23 protein-coding genes, 2 tRNA genes and 1 CRISPR repeat array are annotated in these 24,900 nt (G+C 54.7%); of the genes, 15 read left to right on the top strand and 10 right to left on the bottom strand.

What is annotated here, in order from left to right; genetic code table 11:
* Positions 1-4: 4 nt before the first annotated feature.
* Both cas1b and FPV09_RS04670 read left to right on the top strand, forming a co-directional pair.
* The gene (gene cas1b, locus FPV09_RS04665) at positions 5-991 is read left to right on the top strand and encodes a type I-B CRISPR-associated endonuclease Cas1b (RefSeq protein WP_148882549.1); all 987 of its coding nucleotides are present in this window, start codon (positions 5-7) and stop codon (positions 989-991) included.
* Between the two features lie 10 nt (positions 992-1,001).
* Positions 1,002-1,703 carry a CRISPR-associated protein Cas4 gene (locus FPV09_RS04670; protein WP_148882550.1) on the top strand — a complete coding sequence of 234 codons (702 nt, stop codon included), beginning with the start codon at positions 1,002-1,004 and terminating at the stop codon, positions 1,701-1,703.
* Here the strand turns inward: FPV09_RS04670 and cas2 are convergent.
* The 3 genes from cas2 to pdo form a co-directional block, all read right to left on the bottom strand.
* On the bottom strand, positions 1,696-1,953 hold the full coding sequence (gene cas2 / locus FPV09_RS04675; protein ID WP_148882551.1) for a CRISPR-associated endonuclease Cas2: 258 nt from the start codon (positions 1,951-1,953) through the stop codon (positions 1,696-1,698). The genes FPV09_RS04670 and cas2 overlap by 8 nt on opposite strands.
* A gap of 520 nt (positions 1,954-2,473) precedes the next feature.
* Positions 2,474-4,718: a CRISPR direct-repeat array (repeat unit 30 nt; unit sequence GTTGCAATAAGACTCTAGGAGAATTGAAAG).
* Positions 4,719-4,745: 27 nt separating this feature from the next.
* Positions 4,746-5,678 carry a hypothetical protein gene (locus FPV09_RS04680; RefSeq protein ID WP_148882552.1) on the bottom strand — a complete coding sequence of 311 codons (933 nt, stop codon included), beginning with the start codon at positions 5,676-5,678 and terminating at the stop codon, positions 4,746-4,748.
* Positions 5,679-5,838: 160 nt separating this feature from the next.
* Complete coding sequence (pdo, locus tag FPV09_RS04685; RefSeq protein ID WP_148882553.1) at positions 5,839-6,519, bottom strand: protein disulfide oxidoreductase; 681 nt, start codon at positions 6,517-6,519, stop codon at positions 5,839-5,841.
* A 135-nt stretch (positions 6,520-6,654) separates the two neighbouring features.
* Here pdo and surR point away from each other — a divergent pair, with 135 nt between their 5' ends.
* The 3 genes from surR to FPV09_RS04700 are packed head-to-tail and all read left to right on the top strand — an operon-like array spanning position 6,655 to position 8,739.
* Positions 6,655-7,365: a sulfur metabolism transcriptional regulator SurR gene (gene surR / locus FPV09_RS04690; RefSeq protein ID WP_148882554.1), complete on the top strand. Its 711-nt coding sequence runs from the start codon at positions 6,655-6,657 to the stop codon at positions 7,363-7,365.
* Positions 7,349-7,552: a DUF362 domain-containing protein gene (locus FPV09_RS04695; RefSeq protein WP_148882555.1), complete on the top strand. Its 204-nt coding sequence runs from the start codon at positions 7,349-7,351 to the stop codon at positions 7,550-7,552. Before surR ends, FPV09_RS04695 begins: the two co-directional genes overlap by 17 nt.
* Positions 7,553-7,557: 5 nt before the next feature.
* On the top strand, positions 7,558-8,739 hold the full coding sequence (locus tag FPV09_RS04700) for a geranylgeranyl reductase family protein (RefSeq protein WP_148883689.1): 1,182 nt from the start codon (positions 7,558-7,560) through the stop codon (positions 8,737-8,739).
* On the opposite strand, the gene FPV09_RS04705 is transcribed toward FPV09_RS04700, so the two are convergent.
* Both FPV09_RS04705 and topA read right to left on the bottom strand, forming a co-directional pair.
* On the bottom strand, positions 8,723-9,523 hold the full coding sequence (locus tag FPV09_RS04705; protein WP_148882556.1) for a hypothetical protein: 801 nt from the start codon (positions 9,521-9,523) through the stop codon (positions 8,723-8,725). The two genes, FPV09_RS04700 and FPV09_RS04705, sit on opposite strands and share 17 nt — an antisense overlap.
* A 30-nt stretch (positions 9,524-9,553) precedes the next feature.
* The gene (gene topA, locus FPV09_RS04710) at positions 9,554-11,704 is read right to left on the bottom strand and encodes a DNA topoisomerase I (protein WP_148882557.1); all 2,151 of its coding nucleotides are present in this window, start codon (positions 11,702-11,704) and stop codon (positions 9,554-9,556) included.
* A gap of 152 nt (positions 11,705-11,856) precedes the next feature.
* Here topA and FPV09_RS04715 point away from each other — a divergent pair.
* Positions 11,857-11,934, top strand: a tRNA-Pro gene (locus FPV09_RS04715).
* 1,248 nt (positions 11,935-13,182) lie between these two features.
* On the opposite strand, the gene FPV09_RS04720 is transcribed toward FPV09_RS04715, so the two are convergent.
* Together FPV09_RS04720 and FPV09_RS04725 are read right to left on the bottom strand one after the other, a co-directional pair.
* Positions 13,183-13,259, bottom strand: a tRNA-Thr gene (locus FPV09_RS04720).
* 26 nt (positions 13,260-13,285) lie between these two features.
* The gene (locus FPV09_RS04725; protein WP_148883690.1) at positions 13,286-13,885 is read right to left on the bottom strand and encodes an RNA ligase partner protein; all 600 of its coding nucleotides are present in this window, start codon (positions 13,883-13,885) and stop codon (positions 13,286-13,288) included.
* A gap of 60 nt (positions 13,886-13,945) precedes the next feature.
* Between FPV09_RS04725 and FPV09_RS04730 the strand changes: the two genes are divergently transcribed.
* Positions 13,946-15,154: a hypothetical protein gene (locus FPV09_RS04730; RefSeq protein ID WP_148882558.1), complete on the top strand. Its 1,209-nt coding sequence runs from the start codon at positions 13,946-13,948 to the stop codon at positions 15,152-15,154.
* Positions 15,155-15,217: 63 nt separating this feature from the next.
* Here FPV09_RS04730 and FPV09_RS04735 read toward each other — a convergent pair whose 3' ends face one another.
* The 3 genes from FPV09_RS04735 to FPV09_RS04745 are packed head-to-tail and all read right to left on the bottom strand — an operon-like array spanning position 15,218 to position 19,036.
* On the bottom strand, positions 15,218-17,533 hold the full coding sequence (locus FPV09_RS04735) for a TRAP transporter permease (protein ID WP_148882559.1): 2,316 nt from the start codon (positions 17,531-17,533) through the stop codon (positions 15,218-15,220).
* 1 nt (position 17,534) lies between these two features.
* Complete coding sequence (locus tag FPV09_RS04740; protein WP_148882560.1) at positions 17,535-17,993, bottom strand: DUF1850 domain-containing protein; 459 nt, start codon at positions 17,991-17,993, stop codon at positions 17,535-17,537.
* 11 nt (positions 17,994-18,004) lie between these two features.
* Positions 18,005-19,036, bottom strand: coding sequence for a TAXI family TRAP transporter solute-binding subunit (locus FPV09_RS04745; RefSeq protein WP_148882561.1), 1,032 nt, complete (start codon positions 19,034-19,036; stop codon positions 18,005-18,007).
* A 224-nt stretch (positions 19,037-19,260) separates the two neighbouring features.
* On the opposite strand from FPV09_RS04745, the gene FPV09_RS04750 reads away from it, so the two are divergent.
* From FPV09_RS04750 to rpl12p, 8 genes are all read left to right on the top strand, one after another.
* Entirely contained in the window at positions 19,261-20,079 is an 819-nt protein-coding gene (locus tag FPV09_RS04750) for a D-aminoacyl-tRNA deacylase (RefSeq protein WP_148882562.1), read from the top strand.
* Positions 20,080-20,201: 122 nt separating this feature from the next.
* Complete coding sequence (gene ftsZ / locus FPV09_RS04755; protein ID WP_148882563.1) at positions 20,202-21,323, top strand: cell division protein FtsZ; 1,122 nt, start codon at positions 20,202-20,204, stop codon at positions 21,321-21,323.
* 37 nt (positions 21,324-21,360) lie between these two features.
* Positions 21,361-21,546 (top strand): protein translocase SEC61 complex subunit gamma, encoded by a 186-nt coding sequence (locus FPV09_RS04760; RefSeq protein ID WP_148882564.1) that lies wholly within the window; start codon positions 21,361-21,363, stop codon positions 21,544-21,546.
* A 23-nt stretch (positions 21,547-21,569) separates the two neighbouring features.
* Complete coding sequence (locus FPV09_RS04765; RefSeq protein ID WP_014012333.1) at positions 21,570-22,028, top strand: transcription elongation factor Spt5; 459 nt, start codon at positions 21,570-21,572, stop codon at positions 22,026-22,028.
* A 26-nt stretch (positions 22,029-22,054) separates the two neighbouring features.
* On the top strand, positions 22,055-22,546 hold the full coding sequence (locus FPV09_RS04770) for a 50S ribosomal protein L11 (RefSeq protein ID WP_058939858.1): 492 nt from the start codon (positions 22,055-22,057) through the stop codon (positions 22,544-22,546).
* A 79-nt stretch (positions 22,547-22,625) separates the two neighbouring features.
* The gene (locus FPV09_RS04775; protein ID WP_148882565.1) at positions 22,626-23,276 is read left to right on the top strand and encodes a 50S ribosomal protein L1; all 651 of its coding nucleotides are present in this window, start codon (positions 22,626-22,628) and stop codon (positions 23,274-23,276) included.
* Between the two features lie 5 nt (positions 23,277-23,281).
* The gene (locus tag FPV09_RS04780; RefSeq protein ID WP_148883691.1) at positions 23,282-24,301 is read left to right on the top strand and encodes a 50S ribosomal protein L10; all 1,020 of its coding nucleotides are present in this window, start codon (positions 23,282-23,284) and stop codon (positions 24,299-24,301) included.
* A 78-nt stretch (positions 24,302-24,379) separates the two neighbouring features.
* On the top strand, positions 24,380-24,697 hold the full coding sequence (gene rpl12p / locus FPV09_RS04785) for a 50S ribosomal protein P1 (protein WP_014012337.1): 318 nt from the start codon (positions 24,380-24,382) through the stop codon (positions 24,695-24,697).
* Positions 24,698-24,900: the final 203 nt, after the last annotated feature.

Raw genomic sequence — 24,900 nt, forward strand, 5'->3', positions numbered from 1 at the left:
TGGTATGAGAAAGCGCTCCATAACCCTGCTCTCCGATGGAACGCTTTTCCGGAGGGAGAACACCCTCTACTTCGAGAACGCCAAGATGGAAAAGCCAAAGCCCCTAGTCGTTGAGGGCATCTACGACATCTACATCTACGGCCACGTGAACATAACCTCGCAGGCGCTCCACTTCCTCGCCCAGAAGGGCATAGCGGTGCACTTCTTCAACCACTACGGCTACTACGACGGGAGCTTTTACCCCAAGGAGAAGCTGCACTCCGGGGACCTGGTCATCAGGCAGGCCCAGCACTACCTCGACCGGGAGAAGCGCCTTGAGCTGGTGAGACTCTTCGTCAGAGGCTCTGCCCTCAACATGGAGAAGAACCTGAAGCGCTGGAAAGTTGCCGATGGCTTCTCTGATATGTTGGGGGAGCTCTTTGGGGAGCTTGAGGATGCCCGCAAAATAACCGAGGTCATGAACGTTGAAGCACGGATAAGGAGCGAGTACTATGCCCGCTGGGACGAACACCTGCCGGAGGGCTTCAAGATAGTCAAGCGCACTCGCAGACCGCCGGAGAACGAAATGAACGCTCTGATAAGCTTTCTAAATTCAAGGCTCTATGCGACGATCGTGAGCGAGCTGTACAACACCCAGCTCGTTCCTACTGTCAGCTACCTTCACGAGCCGGGCGAAAGGCGCTTTTCACTAGCCCTCGACCTGAGCGAGATATTCAAACCGATTATAGCCGACAGGATAGCCAACCGGCTCGTAAAGCAGGGGATTATCAAAAAGGAGCACTTTAGGGAAGAACTCAACGGAGTTCTGCTCACTAAGGAGGGGGTAAAGAAAGGGGTGGAGGCCTACAACGAGGAGATGCGGCGGAGCGTGAGGCACCCGAACCTTAAAACGAACGTCACGAAGCAGAGGTTGATAAGGCTCGAAGCTTACAAGCTCATGCGTCATTTCGTTGGAGTCGGCAGGTACGAGCCGCTGGTGGCGTGGTTCTGAGGTGGGGAAGATGGACTACCCAACCGAAATCTCGGAGTTCAATGAGCGGATAAGGAGCGCCGTCTCGGGAAAACCGCCACTTGAGAGGAGGATATGGGTGACATCGCTAAGCCACTGTCTGAGAAAGACGGCCCTTTCAATATATCTCAACACGTACAATCCCTCAAAGAGCTGGGAGGCGAGGATAGGCTCGGCACTCCATGGATGGCTCGGCGAGGTCGTTAAGGGGGCGGAGTTTGAGGTTCCCGTGGAGTACAAACTGGGAAACGGCTGGAGCCTCGTCGGAAAGGCGGACGCCGTTAAGGGGGACTACATTCTGGAGTTCAAGTTCAAGGGCTTCGAGAAGAAGGGGGATGCCGAAAGCAAGTCAAGGAACAAGAAAAACCAGGACCTGGATCACGCCGAGCCCTCAAAGGAATGGGTGGAGCAGCTCAACGCATATCTCGGAATGCTGGGGAAGGAGAGGGGGTACATATACATCTTCGACAGGAACGGTCTCGAATTCAGAATATTTCCAGTAGATTTCGACGAGAAACTTTTCAGGAGGTTCATAAAAAGGGCCGAACGAGTAATTGAGGCCGTGGAGGAGCTTGAGACGGGGAAGTTCCCGAAATGGATAGGCACCGTCGGGAACAGGAATTGGGTCTGTAACTCATGCATTTTCAGGCCGATATGCGCCAGCATCGACCGGGAATGGCTGAAGCCTAAATAACGTCCCCCATCGGGTTCTTTTCCACCCCCATCACTTCCCTGGCCGGCACGGAGCGGAGCTTGTAGATGACGACCGAATCCTCGTCCTCGTCGATCAGCTCCCGGAGGGTGGCCTTTATCCTCTCGAACTCCGCCTTGGTGACCTCCCCCTCAAAGACGCTGTTCTGAACCCAGTGGAGGTGCTGGCGCAGGAACTTCTTGACCCTGTTAACCCTCTCAACGGAGACGTCATAGACGATGAGGACGTACATACCACCACCATAAAGGATACCCGGGCAGGGCTTTTAGGGGTTGCGATTGTGCGGTATCACGTTTAAATACTCAAAATTCACCTAAGATGGGCGTTTAGGGGGCATATTCAAAAACACCGCCCGCTCAGCGTTTGGGAAGTCTTAAGTAACCATGTGTTGGGATATACCACACTGTTATTTATCTATTCGGCAAGTATGACGAAATTTTTTCAGAATAGTCGGATGGGTCAGGAACGCTCCCAAAACTCCCTGTATCCCTATAAAAGAGGACATTCAAGCAGTCGGAACTGTCTCGCTTTTGATTCCCCGAAATAAGAGCATAAGAAGGCCCGGGAATCACTGAGGGACAAAAAGGCAAGGACCAAAACAAAGCCCTCGCCGCTATTATGGGTGCATAAGGCGCCAGGAATGCCCGGATTGGAGACCCCAACAGGCTTCAAGAAAACCCCTCCAAAGAAAGGCTTATAAGAAAAAATGGGTTTTATTCCTTTATAGGGCAAAAGAGGGTAAAAGTCGCCCTGTTGCAATAAGACTCTAGGAGAATTGAAAGGAACACCACAACTGGCGAGATCCTCGACAACGCTACAGGTTGCAATAAGACTCTAGGAGAATTGAAAGAATTGGCTGGGGCTGGCTGATGGCTATCATCGTCGGGTTGCAATAAGACTCTAGGAGAATTGAAAGTTCTGACAAGTACAAGCGCTTCAAGCTGTTCCTTGCAAGTTGCAATAAGACTCTAGGAGAATTGAAAGTTACTACCCCCTAATGCGCTTAGGTTTCGTTTTATTAGTTGCAATAAGACTCTAGGAGAATTGAAAGTTTCCAAACCGTTCAACAGCAGAGTCATCACTATCATAGTTGCAATAAGACTCTAGGAGAATTGAAAGACCTAAAACTCCAACTTGCATGTCAGGATAGATGACGTTGCAATAAGACTCTAGGAGAATTGAAAGAAGCTCGTGCTGTCTGAAGCATGCACCTGTCCGGCGTGTTGCAATAAGACTCTAGGAGAATTGAAAGCAGATTGGGCAACGCTCACCTTCAACCATATATCATCGTTGCAATAAGACTCTAGGAGAATTGAAAGCTGGCGTTTCGAGAGTGAGTGAATAGCCATCAAACGGTTGCAATAAGACTCTAGGAGAATTGAAAGGGACGACCCGAACGAGGAGCGCTACGGCGAACTGCTTGTTGCAATAAGACTCTAGGAGAATTGAAAGTGCTGCCAAGCCCGCCCATAGAACAATGCCAGTCACTGTTGCAATAAGACTCTAGGAGAATTGAAAGGCGATTCTCTATTGTGTAGAGCAGAATGCCGGCGTAGGTTGCAATAAGACTCTAGGAGAATTGAAAGTCTCTCAATGCTTGCCTGGCTCAGGGACTACGAAGGGTTGCAATAAGACTCTAGGAGAATTGAAAGCTCCCTACCGTTTCGCCTATAAGGGCCACCTTGAACGTTGCAATAAGACTCTAGGAGAATTGAAAGCCCAATGCCCCAATCAGTGGGGAGATTAGGGAGCTGGTTGCAATAAGACTCTAGGAGAATTGAAAGTCGTTTCGAGGTTCGCTTTGTACATGAGGTACATCAGTTGCAATAAGACTCTAGGAGAATTGAAAGCGACTCTGACTTTCTCTTTTGGGAGGCTGAGCATTATTGTTGCAATAAGACTCTAGGAGAATTGAAAGTCGGCGGGCGCCCACGCTTCTTTTTGGGCTTCTCCGTTGCAATAAGACTCTAGGAGAATTGAAAGTCTGTATGAACTGTGGGTTGCTGATTGCCTCGGCAACGTTGCAATAAGACTCTAGGAGAATTGAAAGATGAGTTTTGCCATGTCTGAATTCTTGAATTCATCCGTTGCAATAAGACTCTAGGAGAATTGAAAGAATACCTGTCCGCCCAACCCCTATGATGCCTAAGTAGGTTGCAATAAGACTCTAGGAGAATTGAAAGCAATCTCTTTCACTAGGGGTTCAAACAGACCTTCGAGTTGCAATAAGACTCTAGGAGAATTGAAAGTACTACGGTGGTTCTAATGGGGAAGCGCACGACGGTGTTGCAATAAGACTCTAGGAGAATTGAAAGCACTCCTAGTGACCCACTCTCCAGCCACCCCTATATCGTTGCAATAAGACTCTAGGAGAATTGAAAGTTCTGGCCCCCCGTAGTGGAGCCTTTCCATTGCTTCGGTTGCAATAAGACTCTAGGAGAATTGAAAGTGTTACTCGTCAGCTTCGGTGAAGTGATTCCAGTGCTGTTGCAATAAGACTCTAGGAGAATTGAAAGCTGTATGTTGAGGCATAATTCGTCAGTATTGGAAGCTTGTTGCAATAAGACTCTAGGAGAATTGAAAGAGCGGGGGGGAAGAATGAAGTTTAAACCAGTACGGTGTTGCAATAAGACTCTAGGAGAATTGAAAGCGCTTTAGCCGCTACGACAGTATTGTTCAGCGTATCAGTTGCAATAAGACTCTAGGAGAATTGAAAGTCGTCTGAAGGAGGTGGTGAAAGGTGGTGTATAGGTGTTGCAATAAGACTCTAGGAGAATTGAAAGCTGGCTCCGTGACAACCTCCACCCTCACTACCCGCTCGTTGCAATAAGACTCTAGGAGAATTGAAAGACTGATTTTAGGTCTTTGTTGCCAGCGGCGTTGCCCTGGTTGCAATAAGACTCTAGGAGAATTGGAAGAGAAAACCCGGTGGAAGTTCGAGGGGGGTGGGGGACGGAACGTCCCCCCAGGACAATAAGACTTCAGGAGAATTGAAAGGCTGAATTGAAAATAGAGGATCAAAAGCTACTCCCTCTGCGCAAGCTCCATCTCAAAGACCCTCTCAAAAACCGCATTGTGGTTTCCGAAGGCCTCAAACATTCTGCCGGAGTAGTTCTCGGAGGCGGTTTCGAGAAACAGCCGTAGGTTTCTGCTTATCTCGTCGCTCATGGGGACGTGAAGGGGCGAGGGTTCGTAGTAATCGAGGCCCTTCATGAGGGCCGTTGAGAAGTACCAGAGCGTTTTCCTGACCTTTCTGCCCTTTATTGTGGAGAAACTTGCCTCCATGCAGTTGAACGCCGCGTGAAGGAGGACTACCATGTCGATCTCGACGCCGCGCTCCAGGAGCCTCTTCCTGCCGGCGTCCTTTCTGAGGTCCGTTATCCTGTAGCCGCTTCTCGTCTGCTCATCGTAGGGCACCTCAATGCCGTAGATGCCCTCCACCCTGGGGTCATAAACAAGGACCTCCGTTCCGCCGACGATGTAGAGCTTTCCGTCGCGAACCTCAACGACGGTGTTCTCGGTGCTGAGGACCGGCAGACCTTTGGCCATCGCAAGAACCGACATGGTGCTCTTCCCCGTGTGTGGATATCCAACGAAGAGCACCGCCTTCCCGTTGGGGGCCATGACGCCCACGGAGTCGGTTATGAACATCCTGCCTGCCCTGGCCGCGGCCCTCGCGGACGCCTGGAGTATGAAGAAGATGGGCGCCTCGTTTCCGTAGGCGGACGGGACGCGTGATTCTATCTTGTACTCGTCGCGCCCCATGTGGTCATAGACCGCACTGAAGACCCTGAACTCGTCGCCCTTAAAGCGCTCCACCACGACGTGAGGCTCTCCTGAACTCTCCTCGACATCCGGAAGATAGCGCCGCGCAAAAACTCCATTGAAAGCCCTCTCAAAGCCATCGTCAAGTTCCCCGCTGAAATGAACGTTCACACCGCCGATTCTCATGCCCATTGGCTCCCCCGGTATGGGCTGGATGGGGGGATTTATAACTTTTCCGTGCGAAGCCGCACCCACTGAGTGGTGCACATTAACACGGAGATGAAAAAACATCCCTGGAGGGATCTGGAAGAGGGCACAAAATATGAGCCAAAACGGAGAAAAGAAGGGACCCTCACTCGAGGGCCGCGAGGAGCTTCTCCATGAACATCTTCTCGGGGTAGGCACCCTCGAACTGAACCTTGTCCTCGCCGTCGACGATGATGACGATCTTCGGCACGGCCATGACGCTGTACTTGTCGGCCCACTCGGGGTACTCGATGGCCTCGACCATGTCGCCGAGTATCCTGCCCTTGCCGGCGTTGGTGTTCTCGATGGCGAACTTGTGGGCCATCCTGACGGCAAGCGGGCAGTACGGGCAGGTCGGGGTGACGAAGACGAGTATCCTGACGTCCCTGTCAACCTTGGCCAGCTCCTCCTTGCTGTCCGGCATGAGGTCGGTGGTTGCGTTGCTGACATCGACGATGCTCTCGAGGAATGCGCCGAACTCGTGGCCGGCCGGAAGGCCGAAGAACCTGACGCCCATGTCCTTGCCGTCCTGGGTGAGCGTAATGGCCGGGGCGCGGTCGATCCTGTACTGCTCGGCTATCTTCTTGCCCTCCTCGCTGTCGAAGTCGTGGAACTCGTAGGTGAGCTTGTCGCTGAGCTCGCTGAGCTCCTGAACCAGCTCCTTGAGCTGGTCGCAGTACTGGCAGTGCTCCTTGCCTATGAATCCAATAATCTTAACGGGGTTCGTCATCTTGGAGAAGAACTCCTCCCTGATGACCTTCTTGTCAGCGTCGCTAATCAGTCCCATCTCCAACACCTCCATAGCTAAAGGTTTATAACGTTTTGAGCACAATACCACGTGGAGTTTAATCTCCAGGTTTGCAACCTAAGGTTGAATGTTCACTATATAAGCTTTGCGTCACAGATTTGGGTGGTGTGGGTCATGACTGAACCGGACATCTTTTACATCTTGGGGAACAAGGTGAGGCGCGATCTGCTCAGCCACCTCACCTGCACCGAATGTTACTTCAGCTTCCTGAGCAGCAAGGTTAGCGTTTCTTCGACGGCCGTTGCAAAGCACCTTAAAATCATGGAGCGCGAGGGGATATTGAAGTCCTACGAGAGGGAGGGCCCATTCATCGGCCCGGCCAGGAAATACTACGATATAGCCATATCAAAGACGTACGTTGCCACCGTTACGCCAAACCTGTTCTGGTACCGCGGGCTCGACCTGGGGGGAGAATCCCTGGAGAAAACCAGCATAGACCTGTCCAGTATTCCTATGGAGCATGACTCGCTCCTGGGCATGGTTCACTCATTCCATGAGCTGACTTCGGAGCTTGAAAAGGTTCTCAAGGCCCTTCAGGCAGTTGAGAGCAGGCGCGAGGTGCTCATGAAGCAGATAAAGGAGCGCTACCTCAAGGAGATCGGCGATATGACCCAGCTCGCGATACTGCACTACATCCTCCTCGTCGGAGAGGCCACCGTTGACGAGCTCAGCGACAGACTTAACCTCAAGGAGAGGGAGGTTTTGGTCAAGGCCCAAGAGCTGGACAGGTTCGTACCGTTAATAATAAAAGACGGCACCATTAAAATTGACGAAGAAAGACTCAAACAAAAACTTGGCGGTGAAAGCGATGCCAGAGAAGATTAAAGTCATTGTGAACGATGACCGGTGCTACCTCTGCGGGGGCTGCGCCGGTGTCTGCCCCACCCTTGCAATTGAGGTCCACTCCAGCGGCTGGGAGTTCCTCCAGGACAAGTGCATAAGCTGCAGGATATGCATCAGCGCCTGCCCCGTTGGAGCGCTCAGCGCCGAACCCCTGGAGGTGAGCGAATGAAGGAGATGAAATACGACGTCGTCGTTGTCGGCGCCGGAATCGCCGGGCCGATAGTGGCGAGGAACGTTGCCAAATCAGGTTATTCGGTTCTGCTCATCGATAAGAAGCCCGCCATCGGCACGCCCAAACAGTGCGCCGAGGGCATAAGCATCAAGGCCTTTGAGAAGTACGACATCCCCTACGACAAGCGCTTCATAAACCGCGAGATATACGGCGCCAAGCTCTACTCCCCCAGCGGATACGAGCTTGAGCTCCGCTATAAAGAGGCCAGCGGCGTTATCCTCGAGAGGAAGGTCTTCGACAAGATGCTGGCCTACTACGCGGCAAAGGCCGGCGCCGACGTCCTCGCCAGAACCGAGGCGCTGGACGTCATCAGGAGGGACGGGAGGATAGCCGGCATCAAGGCCAAGCACGAGGATGAGACGGTTGAAATTCATGCCGATGTCATAGTCGCGGCGGACGGTGTGGAGAGCACGATCGCGAGGAAGGCGGGCATAAACACCTACGCTCCCCCGCACGAGTTCGATTCCAGCTACGAGTACGAAATGCTCATCGAGGGCTACGACCCGGACCTGATACACCTCTGGTTCGGCAACGAGGTTGCCCCGAGGGGCTACGTCTGGGTCTTCCCGAAGGACGAGGACAGGGCCAACGTCGGAATAGGCATCAACTCAGACAACCCGCAGACGGCCAAGTACTACCTCGACAAGTGGCTGAGGGAGAACAAGATTCCGGCTAAGAAGATCCTCGAGGTGAACGTCGGCGTTGTCCCGGTCGGCGGCTTTGTCAAGGAACTCGTCAAGGACAACGTTCTCGTGGTCGGCGATGCTGCCAGGCAGGTAAACCCGATGCACGGCGGCGGAATGGCCGAGGCCATGGAGGCAGGAACAATAGCGAGCAAGTGGATAGCCAAGGCCCTCGAAGAGGAGAACCTCGGACTGCTCAGGAACTACACGACCGAATGGTGGGAAACCGATGGAGAGAGGCTTCAGAAGGTTCTCAAGGTCAGGAAGGTCACGGAGAAGCTCAGCGACGAGGACCTGGACCTCTTCATCCAGATACTCAGCGGCGCCGACGCAGAAAAGATAGCGGGCGGCGACTACGGAGAGGTCATCAAGGCGCTCCTCAAGCACCCGAAGGTCATCCTCAGCCCGAGGAGAATAAAGCTCCTCAGGGAGCTTCTCTGAGCCTGAACCCCTTTCCCTTCTTCCTTGAAAACACCACTATCTCTCTTGCCCTCCCGACGCTCAGGCTTCCCCAGGGGGAGTGTAGGCCTTTGGAGTTCTCGATGAGGTAGTAAAGCTCCACGTCGCCGGAAACCGTTTTTCTGAAGGCCAAAACGTCTGGGAGCTCGGCTATCTCCTCGCAGGTTCCGTCAGAGCACTCCAATGGCTCTCCGTCGAGTCCCTCGCCGAGCTCAAGGGCGAGAAGCCGGGCAGTTTCATCGATCGAAGCTGGGTATAGCGTGTAGAGCCTCCTGACGGCCTTCAGGAGAACGGGAAAGCGTCTGTCTCCCTTGTCTATCCCGTAGCCGATGCTCCTCAGCGGATCCCTGACCGGCCTCCCGTGGAGGGCGTTTCTGAGCTGGACGACGCGGTTGGCCCAGACCATCGTCGGTTTCGGCTCGCTGAGGAGGGAGAAGCGCCTGTCGAGGGAAAAGCCCCTCTCAGGATTCAGCTCCCTGAGAGGAGAAAGCCAGAGGTCAAGTTCTGGTTCGCTGACCAAGAGATGGCCGGCTTTGAGGACGTCGAGCCCCTCAAGGAACAGCCGGTAGGAGCCCTCGATGACATCATCCCGTCCAAGGGGGAAAGCGTAGAGGCTCGCGTCAGCCAAACCGAGGACGAACGTTGACTGAACCTCAAGAAGGCTCGCCAGGGTTACCTCATTCAGCCTAACCTCGTCCCTCAGCCTTTCGAGGAACTCGCGGGCATTGTCGAGCAGAACCTTTGCGGTCCTTTCCCACTCGTCCATGGTAAGAACTCCGCAAGAGGGAAGATAAGGCTATCGCTTCCAATCCCTGCAGTTCATGTCCACGCATATCTCGTACTCGCGGCCCTTCTCGCGTATCTTGACCACCGGCGCGCCGCCGCAGCAGGTTTTGTTGGTTGGAATTATCTCACCGCGCTGGAGGAGCGGGTAGGTGACGTTGCACTTTGGCCAGTTGGAGCAGCCGACGAAGCGCTTGCCCGTCTTCCGGTTGTATCTCACCACGAGATCGCCGCCGCACTTGGGGCACTTGCCTACCACGAGGGGCTCTTTCCTCCTCTCTCCTTTGTCAACGGCCTTTTTAACCGCCTTCTCCTCTTCCTCGCTGAGCTCCTTCACGGCGCCGGCTTTTCTGGCGGCTGTTTTTGAGGTAGTCGCCCCGGTTCCGGTCGTCTCCACGAGCATCGTCCCTATGTCGAGTTCCCTCTCCTTGAAAACCTGGAGGATTTTGATGAGCTGGTTCTTGCTCTCCTCGATGACGCCCTCCCTATCGGCCTTCCCGGCCATGATCTCCTCCATTTTCTCCTCGAAGGCCTTCGTCAGCTCGACGCTCACTATATCCGGCACGTTCTTCTCCAGGGCCTCAACGACGCGCATGCCAAGGGGAGTGACCTTTATCTTCCGCTTGCCCTCGATGTAGCCGCGGCTGTAGAGGGTCTCCAGAATCTGGGCGCGGGTGGCCTTGGTTCCTATGCCGAGGTCCTCCATCCTCTTGATAACCGCCGCGGGGGAATAGCGCGCGGGGGGCTTCGTCTTCTTCTTCTCGCGCTTAATCTGGATGACCTTGACCGGCTCGCCCTCCTTAAACGCCGGGAGGATCACCTCGTCGAACTTGACATATCTGCCGTAGACCTTCAGCCAGCCCTCCTTCACGGTCCTCGCTCCACCCAGGATGAAGCGGTGGGAGTTGGAGTTTATGATCACTTTCATTATCTCCCTGACGGCCGGCTCCATGAAGAGGGCCAAGAAGCGCCTGACCACGAGGTCGTAGATGTTCTGCTCATCCTTCGTTAGGTCACCCGGCTTCGGAAGCTCTCCAGTTGGGTAGATTGCTGGGTGGGCGGGGTCGTCCTTCTTGCCCTCGACGGGCTTGAGCCGCTCCTTGCCCAGGAGCTCGTGGGCGAAGGGCTTGTACTCCGGCAGCTTGGCGAGGTTCTGGAGAATGGAGCGGAAGTTGAGGTTCTTGGGGAGCTTCTGTGATGAAGTACGGGGATAGCTCGTGATTCCACGCTCATACAAGCGCTGTGCGAGCTCTAATGTCTTCTTCGGGGAGTAGCCGAAGGCGGAGTAGGCCTCCCTCTGCAGGGTTCCGAGGTCGAAGGGCACCGGCGGATTCCTCTTCTGCTGCTTGACCTCGACCTTCTCGACGAAGGCCGGGCCCTTTTTCGCCTCCTCGACGATGCGCTTCGCCTCGTTTTCATCGAGTATGCGCTCCTTCTCATAGACGGCGGTGTATTGCTCCCCGTTCTTCTCGAGGAGCATCTTTATTACCCAGTACGGTGTGGGCTTGAAGTTCTGAATCTCCTTCTCCCTGTCAACCAGAAACTTAAGCGTCGGCCCCTGAACGCGGCCGGTGGAGAGAACCTGCCACTTGCCGCTGGCGCGCTTTATGGCCGATGTGAGGGCGCGGGAGAGGTTCACGCCCCAGTACCAGTCGAGGACGTGGCGCGCTATTCCGGCATCGGCCATTCCGAAGTTTATCGTCGGTTCGAGGTTGTACCATGCCTTCAGAAGGTCTTTTTTGGTGAGGGCGGAGAACTTCATCCTCTTCGCCCTGGACGGATCAACGCCGCAGGCGTACTTCAAAGCTGTATAGCCGATAACTTCACCCTCCGTGTCGTAGTCGCAGGCAACAACGAACTCGTCCGCCTGTTTGGCAACCGCGGCCAGGGCTTTGATGTAGTCCTTCGCGTAGCTCTTGCCCTTTTCAGCGACATAGACAGGTACCCACTCGATGTCGAAGATGGGGTAACCGTAGGTCTTCACCTTGGGGGCGAGGGAGAAGAGGTGGCCCACTGCGGGAGCTACTATTATCCTCTTCCCGTCGCGGGTGAACTCGTAGTAACCTACCTTCCCTATCGTTTTTCTCACGGGTTTGCCTTCCGCCAACGCATAGGCGATTTTACGGGCAACGTTGGGTTTCTCGGCTATGATGAGCGTGACCATGACGACACCTTGAGGCGATTGGGGAATCAGCTATAAAAATCCTGCGGAGCAAGCTTTTGGAAAAAGCTTGCTACGAACTTTTGGTGAAGCTTTTCCTAAAAGCTTCCAGCGAAAAGCTTAATAAGGAACCTCCCGATGCACTTACCGCGGGCGGGGCCGTAGGGTAGCCTGGTCCATCCTGCGGGCTTTGGGAGCCCGTGACCCGGGTTCGAATCCCGGCGGCCCCACCATAAGAAACTTTGCTTGCGCAAAGTTTCATCAAAGTTCGTAGCTCTTTCTTGAATGCGAGTTTGATGGAGTTTTCTAATTAAAACAATTCAATTATTTCGAGTGAGGACTCCTTTAGAGGCTCATTGTAAAGGGGTTTAACCCCCCAAAAGACGCCCAAAGGGCGTCAGAGGAAAGTAAACCCTTGATAATCTGGGATTTTGTCCATCGTTCTCCACAAAAACAGGTTCCCAAGAGGAAGAAAACCAAGATTTTTCCAAACGTGGCAATGCAGAGAGCTACAAACTTTTGGTCAAGCTTTGTTAAAGCTTGCTCTGTACTCTCAAACCCCCGTAGTGGGGCTTCGCCCCACAAACCCCGCTTTTTCTCTAAACTACTGGGGGGCTCCGCCCCCACGCCCCCGAACAGCCCTTGCTTGCGCAAGCGCTGGCGGAAGGTGAGGTGCATTCTTGGAATTGCTTGTTTTTGATGGGGTTTATCGCTCAAATTGCGATTTTGTGAGTGTTTCACTCTCTAAATGGCGTCCAAAGACGCCAGAATAACAGTGAAACAGTTCAAAAGTGTATATTTTTATGTCAAACCCCTTTTACAAAGCAAATCTCAAAGTACACACTATGTTCTCCAGCCGCTTTAACCGAGAAGGGAACTTTTTGGTCAAACTTTGCTTTGCAAAGTTTGTTCGCCTGCGCGACGTTGAGCTTTGCTCGACGCAAGGGACGACAGTCCCGCAGAGTTTGATCAAGGTTCGTGATTCCTTTTCGAGGTACCTCTTGTGAGATGATTTCTGGTTTCACTGGTTCGTTTCCAACATGAATGCACTCTTAACAGCTGATTTTCATTGGTTTAACTTCACCCGCGCTCCTCCGGAGCGCTAAAAAGAGAAAACTTCTCCAAAAGGCCAGATTTTAAAACTGCATTCTGGTGAAAACTTGCTCCACGAACATGAAATCTGACAATCAACCACACACTAAAGAAGAATCACAAACTTTAGATGGACTTTACACAGGCGAAGTAACCTTTGCCCTGCAAAAGTGGATCAAAAGAACCCCCATCGAATGGGAGAAATGGGAGCATGTACTCTTGAACCGCACTTTTGGTGTGGTTTATTTCTGGAGTTAAACTCCCTTAAAAGGCTCTAAATAGGTTGCCACCCAAAACAAGTGACCTTTAATCAGGAAACCTCTCAAGAAATTGCACCCAACGAAGGAGCTACAACTTTTGATCAAACTTTTCGCCAGAAAAGTTTGTTGTGGAGCCCCGGGCGGGGTTTGAACCCGCGGCCTGCCGCTTACCAAGCGGCCGCTCCACCAGGCTGAGCCACCGGGGCGTCGATGATACGATGCAGTCGAGGCTTTATAAATTTTTCCCTTCCCCCAGTTTGTCCACCAATCCCTCAAGGACCTCCCTGAAGTTGGCCGCATCTATCCATTTAATGCCCATCTTCTGCGCCCAGGTGAGTATGCCGACGTCCGCGGAAACTATAGTTGCGTCGAGCTCCTTTGCGAGAAGAATCAGCTCAAAGTCCTCCTTACTGTCAACGATGCCCTCACGGAGGGCTTTGCGGTAGTTTCTGCGGAGTTTCTGGATTATCCTGTCCACGTTATCGGTCTCGATGACCCCCTCCCGTACCGCCCTCTCGGCGACGCGGAGTCCCTTGTCGATCCTGCGCCTGATATCGTCTATCAGCTCGTAGACGACGAAGGCGGGAATCTTGATGTCGTGAACGTTTGGGGGCTTTTTGATTATGTACAGCTCGACCTCGGGAAGGAGCTCTTCCTCATCGACGAAATGCATGACCTCCCTGTAGATGCCAGGGGGCATGTAGAACTCTATTCTACCGAAGAGCTTCTCGGCATAGCCTAGAAAAGCCCTCATCGCCTCGGTCGGACTGTCGCCGAACTTTCCCCGTATCTCGGGGTTGACGAAGATGCTCGTGTCGAGGACGAACCGCATTGCCACGCTACCACCACAAGCTTATTTAAGCGCGGAAGTTTAAAACGGTTAGGTGAAAGCATGAAGGTCGGAGTCGTTTTTGGAGTCAGCGAGCTTGCGAACCCGAAGGCCTTTGAGAAGAAAGCCTCGGAGTTCATAACGGGCCTCGCAAAGGAGTTTGAGGTTGTTGGAGGGTTCTTCATCTCGACACGGAAGGATTTCAGGGATGCCAAGGAGGAGGTCAACTTCAACGAGGTTGATGCCATAGTTCTCTACCCCCTCACCGGCGGCACAGAAGGCCCGCTGAAGGAGTTTTTCGTTTACAGGCGGCCGATAGTCATCTACGGCGACCCGTTCAACAACTCCCTCGCCGCTGGAATCGAGCTCAGGGAGTACTTCAGGGACAGGCTCGTGCCGTCCACCCTGGTGAAGGACTTCAACGAGCTGAAGGCGGCGCTTCTGGGATACGAGGACATGAAGGACATTCTGGATAAGTTCCTCAAGATGCGCATCGGCATAATCGGCAGGGTCTCACCCTGGCTCATCAACGAGAAGTTCGAGCTTCCCTACACCAGCATCAGCCTCAAGAAGTTCTACGAGTACTACGAGGCCACCACCGAGGCGGAAGGCTGGAAAGTGATGGAAGAAATCGTCGGAAAGGCCATCGAGATAAAGGAGCCCGGCAGGGAGGACCTGGTGAAGGCCGGAAGGATATACATCGCAATAAAGAGAATACTGGAGGACTACAGGCTCGACGGCTTTACCATCGGCTGCTTCGACCTGATAGGCAAGCTTAAGGCGACGCCCTGCCTGGCCCTGGCGATGCTCAACGCGGAGGGAATTCCGGCCGCCTGCGAGGGCGAGCTGAACGCGCTCATAGGTATGATGATAGCGAGGCGCTTCTTCGACAAGCCGGCATTCATGGGCAACATTGCCGACTACGGGGAAAGCCACATAATCCTCGCCCACTGCACCGCACCGCTCATCGGAAAGTACATCATCAGGTCGCACTTTGAGAGCGGCATGGGCGTCGGCGTCGACGTCCAGCTGCCCAAAGGGAAGGCCAGCCTCCTGAAGATACGCGGAAGAAAGGCTGTTGTTGCCGGCGTCGAGGTGGTCGGCCAGGAGCACAGCAACTTTAGATGCAGAACCCAGATGAAACTCCGCATAGAGGACGCAATGGACTTCATAGACGGCACCCTCGGAAACCATCACCTGCTGGTCTACGTGGACAGCGAGGAGCTGGCTGATCTGTTGAGTGAACTGGGCTTCGAGGTCATGCTCTACTGAGCTTTTTTCAATTTCCAAACTTTTCCAAAACAGGACAGCAAAGGGAAAAGTAAAAACGAAGGGCTAAGCGGCGCTCTTCTCGAACCTCGCCCCGTAGAACTTCAGGCCAAGCCACGCCACGACTCCTGCCCCTATGACGATGGGGTTCAGGGTCACACCGGCCAGGCCGAGGATACCGATTACCCCGCGCATCCAGGACTTAAGGTGGGTGCTGTAGAAGCCGGTCAGCGCTATCGCCAGGAGGTACATGACGAAGAGCGTTGCCACCAGGTAGTAGAGCACCCGGATGATCATCGCCGGGGTCCACTCCGAGACGGTTATGAGGAACATCTCGGGGTGGGTGAAGTATATGTACGGCCCTATGTAGCCCGCCAGCGCGTACTTCACCGCGTTTATGGCTGTCTTCCAGAAGTCCCCACCCGCGATTGCGGAGCCCGCGTAGCTGGCAAGGGCCACCGGTGGGGTAACGTCTGCAAGGATTCCGAAGTAGAACACGAAGAAGTGGGCCGCGAGCATGGCTATGAGGACGGTGTAACCCGGAACCGGCTGGTTGTAGGGTTCGATGTTCCTGACCAGCATGTAGATTGCTGGAGCGGCGACAAGCGAGGTGATGATATAGTTGGCGGTCGTGGGGACGCCCATTCCGAGTATGAGGCTGAATACCATCGTGAGCAGGAGGAGAAGCCAGAGGTTCCCGTGGGTCAGGCTTATGAGGCGGTAGCCGATGTTTGTCAGCTCACCGGTCATCGTGAGGACGCCCTGTATGAGGCCCGCGCTGGCGGCCGCGAGCATGACGCTGACGCTTGTCTTTCCAGCGTCTATCATGGCCTCGTAGGTCGCGCGGTACATCATCCTGCCGCTGTCGAGTGCCGAACGGTAGCCGACGAGGATTGAGAAGACTATTCCAAAGACGCCGGTCATGAGAACTATCTGCTCCTTGCTCATTCCAAGGTACTTGGTCAGGGCTATGAACAGCAGGAAGAGGGAGGTTATGTAGAACTTCTCGTTGAAGGCGACGCCCTTCTTCATGACCCCAAGTGCGGCCAGCAGGAGAAACATGGCCAGGAGAACCATGGAAGTCTGCTTTCCAACGTCCTTGCCCAGGAACATCAGGAGTGTCGCGAGCAGTGCAACGGCGACGTAGAGCTTCTCGTTCCCGTATATCTCGTCCCTCGATATCCACGCGACCCAGATGGCAACTCCGAGCGACGATATGGCGGCTATCTGGGGTGCTATTCCCCACACGAGGGCAACTGTGATGACGACTATCGGCAGGAGAATGTAGAGCTTGCGCAGGAAGTAGGCCATCGTCTTGAATGCCTCGGCGGCCATGCCCTTAAGGCCCAGCCTCTTGGTTTCTAGGTCTATGAAGAGGTAAACCCCGCCGTAGTAGATCAGAGCAGGAAGGACAGCCGCGATGATGATTTTGTTATATGGTAGATTGAGGAACTCGGCCATGATGAAGGCGGCGGCACCCATGATGGGCGGCATCAGCTGGCCGCCGGTTGATGCGACGGGCTCGACGGCTCCAGCTATTTCCGGCGGGTAGCCGGCCTTCTTCATGAGGGGAATCGTGAAGGTTCCCGTGGTGAGGACGTTGGCAACGCTCGAACCGCTCACGGTTCCCATGAGTGCGCTCGAGATGACGGCAGATTTCGCCGGGCCACCTGGCCTCTTTCCAAAGAGGCTTATCATGAACTCGGTGATGTAGTCGCTGACGCCTATCCTCAGCAGGAAGGCACCGAAGAATATGAAGGCAAACACGTATATCGTCATGACGAAGAACGGGATTCCGAAGATTCCCTCGTCGAAGTAGAGCTGCTGGACGAAGCGGGTCCAGTCGTAGTTGATGGCGTAGATTCCGTAGAGCAGGAAAAGGACGACTATCATGGGCAGAACCCAACCGAGGACGCGCCTTGTTGCCTCGATGACCATTATTATGGCCAGCAGGCCGAAGATTACGTCAGTCTGGTTCAGAGACGACGTCAGTATGTAGCGCTCGTAGACCGCGAACAGGTAGAGCATTGAAACCACTCCGGCGGCTCCCATGATGTAGTCATAGGAGAAAACCTTCCGGAAGTACTTCTCCCTCTTGCGTATCGGGTAGAGGAGGAAGGTTATCACCATGAGCATTGCCATGACAAAGGCCTCGCCCTGCTTGGGCTGGAAGGTTATCCTCAGGAATTCGAGCTCCACGCCGAGGCGCTGGAACAGGTCGTAGAGTGTATAGTTGAAGTTGAAGATGAACAGAATCTCGTACAGGCCGATGAGCACCGCCGCCACCTTAACCACGAGTTCCAGCCTCGGGGGCAGGGTCCTCGTCCTTTCTATCACGACCTCCTCCATCTCAACAACATCTATACTGGGTTCTTCTGCCACTTTACCACCTCCCAATGAGTTTCATTATGAGCGGAACACGCTTGATGCGGAAATCCACAACGACCTGCCTCCCACCGTCAGAGTCCACAATGACGGGGGAGCCGTCCACGGTGATGTTCGCGTGGTTTATCGGAATGAACCAGTAGCGGAATTCCTTCCCGAGGTAATCGCGGGTCTTCTTGACGTAAAAACCGTCCGTCAGGTTCTGGATGTCCTCGGGAAGGCCCGCCCCAAAGTCCTTCCACTTCATCTCGACGGCGTAAAAACCGCTGTCGTTGGCAACGAGCACCTCCACCACCTGGCTCCGCTCAACGCTGTGGATGTAGGATATCTCGATCGCAGAACCAAGGGGATAAACGTAAGATTCACCATCAACAGTTATCTCAACCGCTTTAACTGGAAGAAAGGGCAGAAGGAATACAAGGATGACTGCAAAAAAAGAAAGAGTTTTCCGGCTCAAAGAGACCCTCCTCACGGCTTTAATTCGCTGGAGACAGTCTTGCCCTTCTCCTCGTAGTACTTGACGGCTCCTGGGTGGAGCGGGATGCTCATACCGTCGAGGGCGGTGTCGAAGCTGATGTACTGCGCCTTGGCGTGAACCTGCCTGAGCTCGTCAACGTGGAGGAAGAGGAGCCTGGTCATGGCGTACACAACGTCATCCGGAACGTCGGCACTGACCACGAGAATGGCCTTGACAGCCAGGGTTGAGGTGTCCTCGGTCATGCCCTTGTAGGTGTCCTTCGGAAGGGTCTGGCTGACGTAGAATATGTAGCCCTTGTCCTTGAGTTTCTTGAGGATGTCCTCGCCTATCGGGAGGACCCTGACGGGGGTCTGAACCGCTATCTGGTCGATGGCCGGGGTCGGGGCACCTGAGACTATAACCGCAGCATCGATCTGGCCGAGCTTGAGCTGCTGGGCGGCCTCGCTGAACTTGAGGTAAACCTTGTCAACGTCGTTCCAGACGCCGGCGGCCTCGAGTATCTGCCGGGCCGCAACGGCGGTACCGCTTCCGGCCGCGCCAACTGCAACCTTCTTGCCCTTGAGATCCTCGAGGGTCTTTATGTCACTGTCGGCCTTAACAACGAACTGGATGGTCTCGGGATAGAGGGCAGCGACACCGCGGATCTTGGTTACGGGCTTGCCCTGGAACGCCTCGAGGGTGGTGCCGTGGAAGGCGTAGTAGGCGACATCGTTCTGCATTATGGCAGCCTGGGCCCTTCCCTCACCGATGGCCTGGGCGTTGGAAACGCTGGCGCCACTGGTGACGGCCCTGGCCTCAATCTTTATTCCGGTTTCGTCTTTGCTGTACTGGTTAAGGATGTTTGCGTAGGCGGAGCCGAGCGGGTAATAGACGCCGCTGGTTCCTCCGGTGTATATCTCCACCGAGTAACTCTCGGTCGGGCCGGTGGTGGAGCTGGTTTCCCCTCCGGAGCTTATACAGCCTGCCATAACGACCGCAAAAAGTAAAACCGCAACCAATCCGATTGAGACAAACTTTCTCATAGTCTTGCACACCTCCAAACTATAATGCTCGTTTATGGCCTAACGACCACATTAGGATATTGGAGTACATTTTATGTTATATAGTTTGCGTTACATTTTCGTAAATCTTTCATTGGATGCCAATATGAAACGTAAGAACCTCGATATGGACTATACAAAGGTAGAATTTCGAACCCGGGCAAAGCCTTTTAATCAGAAGGGGAATCTCCCGTGGGGGTTGTAAAATGAAAGTTATAATGACAACCAAGATCGACCTGGCCTCTATGAACATAATGAGAAAGCTCATCGAGAACTTCGGATTCAGAGAGACAGAGGGGGAGTTCGACGGCAATCCAGTCTATTCAAAGGATGACGCCCTTATCCTCACGACGAACGATGAGATGATATACTACGACGGCCTCGATGGGGTCATAAAAGAGCAGCTGGGGATCACCCCCGAGATCATAGTATTCGCCTCGCGCCACTCCAGCAAGCAGAAGCTTCCCACTCTTACCACCCACGTCACCGGCAACTGGGGGAACGCGATGTACGGAGGGAAAGACGAGAGCCTCGCCGTCGCACAGCCCGCGGCCATGAAGCTTGCCCTCATGAAAATGGACGAGCTCAACGACCTCGGGTGGACCGTCTGCTACGAGGCAACGCACCACGGCCCCAGCGAGCTCGACGTGCCGAGCCTGTTTATTGAGATAGGCTCGAGTGAGGAGGAGTGGGTCAACGACAGGGCGGGAGAGATAATAGCCGAGACGATAATTCACGTGCTCGAAAACTATAAGACAGCCAAGTTTCCGGTCGCCATTGGCATAGGTGGCGGGCACTACGCACCGAAGCAGACCAAGAGGGCCCTAGAGACGGACATAGCGTTCAGCCATATAGTCCCGAAGTACGCACACCCCGTTAAAGAGGAGCTTCTCCTCAGGGCCATTGAGAGGACACAGGGAAGAGTCGATGCCATTTACGTTGATTGGAAAGGGAGCAGGGGAGAAACCCGGCAGCTGGCTAGGAGCCTGGCCGAGGAACTGGGCTTGGAGTTCATACGTGACTGAACAATCGAAATCTTTAAAGATGTTGAGCGGGATTTAAAAATCAACACTCGTCACTTAGCTAAATTTATATACTACCTGCGTACAAAGTGGAACAGATGTTAAATTGCCCGGAGGGTGAAAAGATGCTGAAGCTGATTGAAGATGCCATTGAAAGAACCTCCGCTGGCCTTAACAAGGTGTCGGAGGCCCAGACCCCCCAGACTGACATTGATGAGGAGCTCAAGAGGATTCTTGAGCAGATTCAGGCTAAGATTAATGTCGTTGGTGTCGGCGGTGCCGGCTGTAACACCATTAACAGGATGATGCAGGTTGGTATTGAGGGTGCGAAGGTTGTCGCCATCAACACGGACGCCCAGGACCTCCTCAAGGTTCGCGCTCACAGGAAGATACTCATCGGTAAGGAACTCACCCGCGGCCTCGGAGCCGGGAACAACCCCAAGATGGGAGAAGAGGCTGCCAAAGAGAGCGAGAGGGACATCAGGGAGGCTCTTGAAGGAGCGGACATGGTATTCATCACCTGCGGTCTCGGTGGCGGTACCGGAACCGGTGCTGCTCCGGTCGTTGCCGAGATAGCCAAGAAGATGGGGGCCCTCACGGTCTCCGTCGTCACCCTGCCGTTCACGGTTGAGGGCATCAGGAGGATAAAGAACGCCGAGTACGGCCTTGAGAGGCTCAGGAAGAACAGCGACACCGTCATAGTCATCCCGAACGACAAGCTCATGGAAGTGGCCCCGAACCTGCCGATCCACATGGCCTTCAAGGTCGCCGACGAGATACTCGTCCAGGCCGTTAAGGGCATCACCGAGCTCATCACCAAGCCGGGTCTCGTCAACCTCGACTTCAACGATGTTAGGGCTGTCATGAAGGACGGCGGCGTCGCCATGATAGGTATCGGTGAGAGCGACAGTGAGAAGCGCGCCCTGGAGGCCGCCCAGCAGGCACTCAACAGCCCGCTCCTCGATGTTGACATAAGCGGTGCCAAGGGCGCTCTCATAAGCATCAGCGGAAGCGACGTCAAGCTCGAGGAGGCCCAGCAGATCATCGAGCTCGTCACGAGCAAGCTCGATCCAGAGGCGCAGGTCATCTGGGGTATCCAGCTCGACGAGGAGCTGGAGAAGATGATCCGCATCCTCATCGTGGTCACCGGCGTCAGCTCACCCTACGCGGTGGCTGAGGAGGAGCCGGGCTACTACGGTGAGGAGCAGGAGAGAAAAGTTATTAAGCTCGATCTTGAGGAGCTTTGACGACCTTTCATTTTCAAAATTTAGCGAGGTGACGGGAGTGGCAACGACCACGGAAAAGCTTAAAAGCTTCTTCGCGGAGTCGCGGAGGGTTTTGATGGTCACAAAAAAGCCGGGAATGAAGGAATTTAAGATGGCAGCGAAGATAACCGGCATTGGAATGCTCCTGGTAGGTACCATTGGCCTTATACTCCGCCTGATAGGCTACATCATCACCGGGGCCTGAACCAGCGGCAGTGGGTGAGAAGGATGAGCGATGGCAAGATATTCACAGTGCGTGTCACGGTGGGGCAGGAAGAGACCACCGCCAAGCTGATATACAGCAAGATTAAGACGTACAACCTTCCAGTTTACGCCATACTGGCGCCGTCGAAGGTTAAGGGCTACATCTTCATCGAGGCGCCGAGCAAAAGCGCCGTGGACGAGGCCATAAAGGGCATACGCCACGCCAAGGGCACCCTTCCTGGGGAGGTCAAGTTTGAGGAGATAGAGCACTTCCTCGAGGAGAAGCCCGCTGTGAGCGGCTTCGAGCCCGGCGACATCGTTGAACTCATCTCCGGCCCGTTCAAGGGCGAGAAGGCCAAGGTCGTCAGGGTCGACGAAGCCAAGGACGAGATAGTCGTCGAACTCATAGGCTCGATCGTCCCGATTCCGGTCACGGTGAGGGGCGAATACGTTAGACTTATAAGCAAACGCCAGAAGGAGTGAACGGTCAACAGACAGAGGTGAGAAAAATGGCACAGGTTGTTGAGGTGCTCGTTGAGGGAGGAAAGGCTTCACCCGGACCCCCGCTCGGTCCCGCCATCGGTCCGCTCGGACTCAACGTCAAGCAGGTCGTTGACGAGATAAACAAGGCCACCAAGGACTTTGAGGGAATGCAGGTTCCCGTCAAGATCATCGTCACCGACCCGAAGAAGAAGACCTTCGAGATCGAGGTCGGTGTCCCGCCGGTCAGCCAGCTCATCAAGAAGGAGATCGGCGCCCCGAAGGGCTCCAGCGAGCCCGGTCACAGCCCGGTCGGGAACCTGACAATGGAGCAGGTCATCAGAATAGCGAAGGCCAAGGTTGACCAGATGCTCGCGGCCGACATTAAGGCTGCGGCGAAGGAGGTCATCGGTACCGCCCTCAGCATGGGCGTCACCATCGAAGGCAAGGATCCCAGGGAAGTTCAGAGGGAGATTGACGAAGGCGTTTACGACGAGATTTTCGCCAACGCCGAGGAGTGAGGGAAAAGTTTAAAAATCCCTCTTTTTACGCATTTTTGACTTTTCGTTGCTTAAATCAAAACCGAAAGGAGGGCTGTAAATGGCCTTTGACAGGCAGAAATTCGTGGAAGCGGTGAAGGAGGCGAAGGCCCGGGCTAAGCCGCGCAACTTCACACAGACCGTCGAAATGGCAGTCAACCTCAAGGATATAGACCTCCGCAAGCCGGAGAACAGGTTCAAGCTTGAGGTTGTGCTGCCCCACGGTCGTGGGAAGGAGCCCAAAATCGCGGTCATCGCTGATGGTGCCGTTGCCGAGGCGGCTAAAAAGCTCGGGCTTGATGTGATTAGTGGAGAGCAGCTTGAGGAACTTGCCAAGAGCCCAAGGGAAGCCAGGAAGCTGGCGAAGAACTACGACTTCTTCCTAGCGGCGGCCCCGCTGATGCCGAAGATCGGTAGGTACCTCGGTAGGTACCTCGGTCCGAGGAACAAGATGCCGCAGGTCGTCCCGCCGACCATGACCAACCTTGAACCGATAGTTGCCAGGCTCAAGAGAACCGTCAGGATACAGCTCAAGAACAACCCGGTCGTTCACGCCAGGATAGGAACCGAGGACATGGACGACGAGAAGCTGGCAGAGAACGCAGAGGCCGTTCTCAACGCCATCATCAACAAGCTGGAGCGCGGCGAGAACCAAGTGAAGTCAGTGTACGTCAAGACCACCATGGGACCGGCAGTTAAGGTGGAGAGGTGAGGAAGATGGCCCACGTTGCCGAGTGGAAGAAGAAGGAAGTTGAAGAGCTCGCCAACATCATCAAGAGCCACCCAGTGATAGCGCTCGTTGACGTCGCCAACGTCCCGGCTTACCCGCTCAGCAAGATGCGTGAGAAGCTCAGGGGCAAGGCGCTCCTCAGGGTCAGCAGGAACACCCTCATAGAGCTCGCCATAAAGAGGGCCGCCCAAGAGCTCAACAACCCGGACCTCGAGAAGCTCATCGACCACATCCAGGGCGGAGCCGGAATCCTCGCCACCGAGATGAACCCGTTCAAGCTCTACAAGCTCCTCGAGGAGAGCAAGACCCCTGCCCCGGCCAAGCCGGGAGCGGTGGTTCCCAGGGACGTCGTCATACCCGCCGGTCCGACTTCGATCTCGCCGGGTCCGCTCGTCGGTGAGATGCAGAGCATCGGAATCCCGGCGAGGATCGAGAAGGGTAAGGTCAGCATCCAGAAGGACTACACCGTCCTCAAGGCCGGTGAGGTCATCACCGACCAGCTCGCGAGAATCCTCAACGCGCTCGGAATCGAGCCGCTCGAGGTCGGTCTCAACCTGCTCGCGGCCTACGAAGACGGAATCGTCTACACCCCGGACGTCCTGGCGATCGACGAGAGCGAGTACATCAACCTGCTCCAGCAGGCCTACATGCACGCGTTCAACCTGTCCGTCAACACCGCCTACCCGACGGGCCAGACCATCGAGGCAATCATCCAGAAGGCCTTCCTCGGCGCGAAGAACGTCGCTGTGGAGGCTGGCTACGTCACCCCAGAGACCGTCGAGGACATCTTTGGCAGGGCTCTGCGTGCAGTCCTGCTCATAGCACAGGAGCTGCCTGAGGACCTGCTCGACGAGAAGACCAAAGAGCTTTTAAACCAACAGGCACAAATAGCCGTTGCCGCTCAGCCTCAGGAGGAGAAGGTTGAGGAGGCTGAGGAAGAAGAGGAGGAAGAAGAGGAAGCCTCAGAGGAGGACGCGCTCGCCGGACTGGGCGCGCTCTTCGGCTGAACTTTCCATTTCCCTCGTATCCCTGAACAAATCCGTGTGAAATGAATGAAAAAATGAAGATGATTGGAGGTGCGAAAAATGGAGTACGTGTATGCCGCTCTGCTGCTCCACGCCGCTGGTAAGGAGATAACCGAGGAGAACCTCAAGGCCATCCTTGAGGCCGCTGGTGTCAGCCCGGACGAGGCTAGGATAAAGGCCCTCGTTGCCGCCCTTGAGGGCGTCAACATCGACGAGGTCATCGAGAAGGCCGCCATGCCGGTTGCCGCCCCGGTTGCCGTTGCCGCTGCTCCGGCTGCCGAGGCCCCGGCTGAGGCCGCCGCTGAGGAAGAGGAGGAAGAGGAAGAGGAGGCCAGCGAGGAGGAGGCCCTCGCCGGTCTCGGTGCCCTCTTCGGCTGAACTCCCTTTCCCTTTGTCCGCCACCGGGCGGACACCCAACCACTTTTCTTTGGAGTCATTCGCCACCGTTAAATAGCATGAACACCATGGCAAAGGTTTACGCCACCAGCGACGCCTACAAAGCCCTGGACGAGCTGATAAGGGGCCTGACCCAGGAATGAGGCATTTTCGTATTTTGAGGGGCTTCTTTTATCCTAACCCAG

This window comes from Thermococcus aciditolerans, assembly GCF_008152015.1.
Classification (GTDB): Archaea; Methanobacteriota_B; Thermococci; order Thermococcales; family Thermococcaceae; genus Thermococcus; species Thermococcus celericrescens.

Coding starts and splice junctions, on each gene's coding strand:
- FPV09_RS04750 (WP_148882562.1), top strand. CDS start 19,261: ATGAAAGTTATAATGACAACCAAGATCGACCTGGCCTCTATGAACATA.
- FPV09_RS04780 (WP_148883691.1), top strand. CDS start 23,282: ATGGCCCACGTTGCCGAGTGGAAGAAGAAGGAAGTTGAAGAGCTCGCC.
- ftsZ (WP_148882563.1), top strand. CDS start 20,202: ATGCTGAAGCTGATTGAAGATGCCATTGAAAGAACCTCCGCTGGCCTT.
- FPV09_RS04765 (WP_014012333.1), top strand. CDS start 21,570: ATGAGCGATGGCAAGATATTCACAGTGCGTGTCACGGTGGGGCAGGAA.
- FPV09_RS04680 (WP_148882552.1), bottom strand. CDS start 5,678: ATGGGCATGAGAATCGGCGGTGTGAACGTTCATTTCAGCGGGGAACTT.
- FPV09_RS04775 (WP_148882565.1), top strand. CDS start 22,626: ATGGCCTTTGACAGGCAGAAATTCGTGGAAGCGGTGAAGGAGGCGAAG.
- FPV09_RS04705 (WP_148882556.1), bottom strand. CDS start 9,523: ATGGACGAGTGGGAAAGGACCGCAAAGGTTCTGCTCGACAATGCCCGC.
- cas1b (WP_148882549.1), top strand. CDS start 5: ATGAGAAAGCGCTCCATAACCCTGCTCTCCGATGGAACGCTTTTCCGG.
- rpl12p (WP_014012337.1), top strand. CDS start 24,380: ATGGAGTACGTGTATGCCGCTCTGCTGCTCCACGCCGCTGGTAAGGAG.
- FPV09_RS04770 (WP_058939858.1), top strand. CDS start 22,055: ATGGCACAGGTTGTTGAGGTGCTCGTTGAGGGAGGAAAGGCTTCACCC.
- FPV09_RS04725 (WP_148883690.1), bottom strand. CDS start 13,885: ATGCGGTTCGTCCTCGACACGAGCATCTTCGTCAACCCCGAGATACGG.
- topA (WP_148882557.1), bottom strand. CDS start 11,704: ATGGTCACGCTCATCATAGCCGAGAAACCCAACGTTGCCCGTAAAATC.
- pdo (WP_148882553.1), bottom strand. CDS start 6,519: ATGGGACTGATTAGCGACGCTGACAAGAAGGTCATCAGGGAGGAGTTC.
- FPV09_RS04695 (WP_148882555.1), top strand. CDS start 7,349: ATGCCAGAGAAGATTAAAGTCATTGTGAACGATGACCGGTGCTACCTC.
- FPV09_RS04700 (WP_148883689.1), top strand. CDS start 7,558: ATGAAATACGACGTCGTCGTTGTCGGCGCCGGAATCGCCGGGCCGATA.
- cas2 (WP_148882551.1), bottom strand. CDS start 1,953: ATGTACGTCCTCATCGTCTATGACGTCTCCGTTGAGAGGGTTAACAGG.
- surR (WP_148882554.1), top strand. CDS start 6,655: ATGACTGAACCGGACATCTTTTACATCTTGGGGAACAAGGTGAGGCGC.
- FPV09_RS04745 (WP_148882561.1), bottom strand. CDS start 19,036: ATGAGAAAGTTTGTCTCAATCGGATTGGTTGCGGTTTTACTTTTTGCG.
- FPV09_RS04730 (WP_148882558.1), top strand. CDS start 13,946: ATGAAGGTCGGAGTCGTTTTTGGAGTCAGCGAGCTTGCGAACCCGAAG.
- FPV09_RS04670 (WP_148882550.1), top strand. CDS start 1,002: ATGGACTACCCAACCGAAATCTCGGAGTTCAATGAGCGGATAAGGAGC.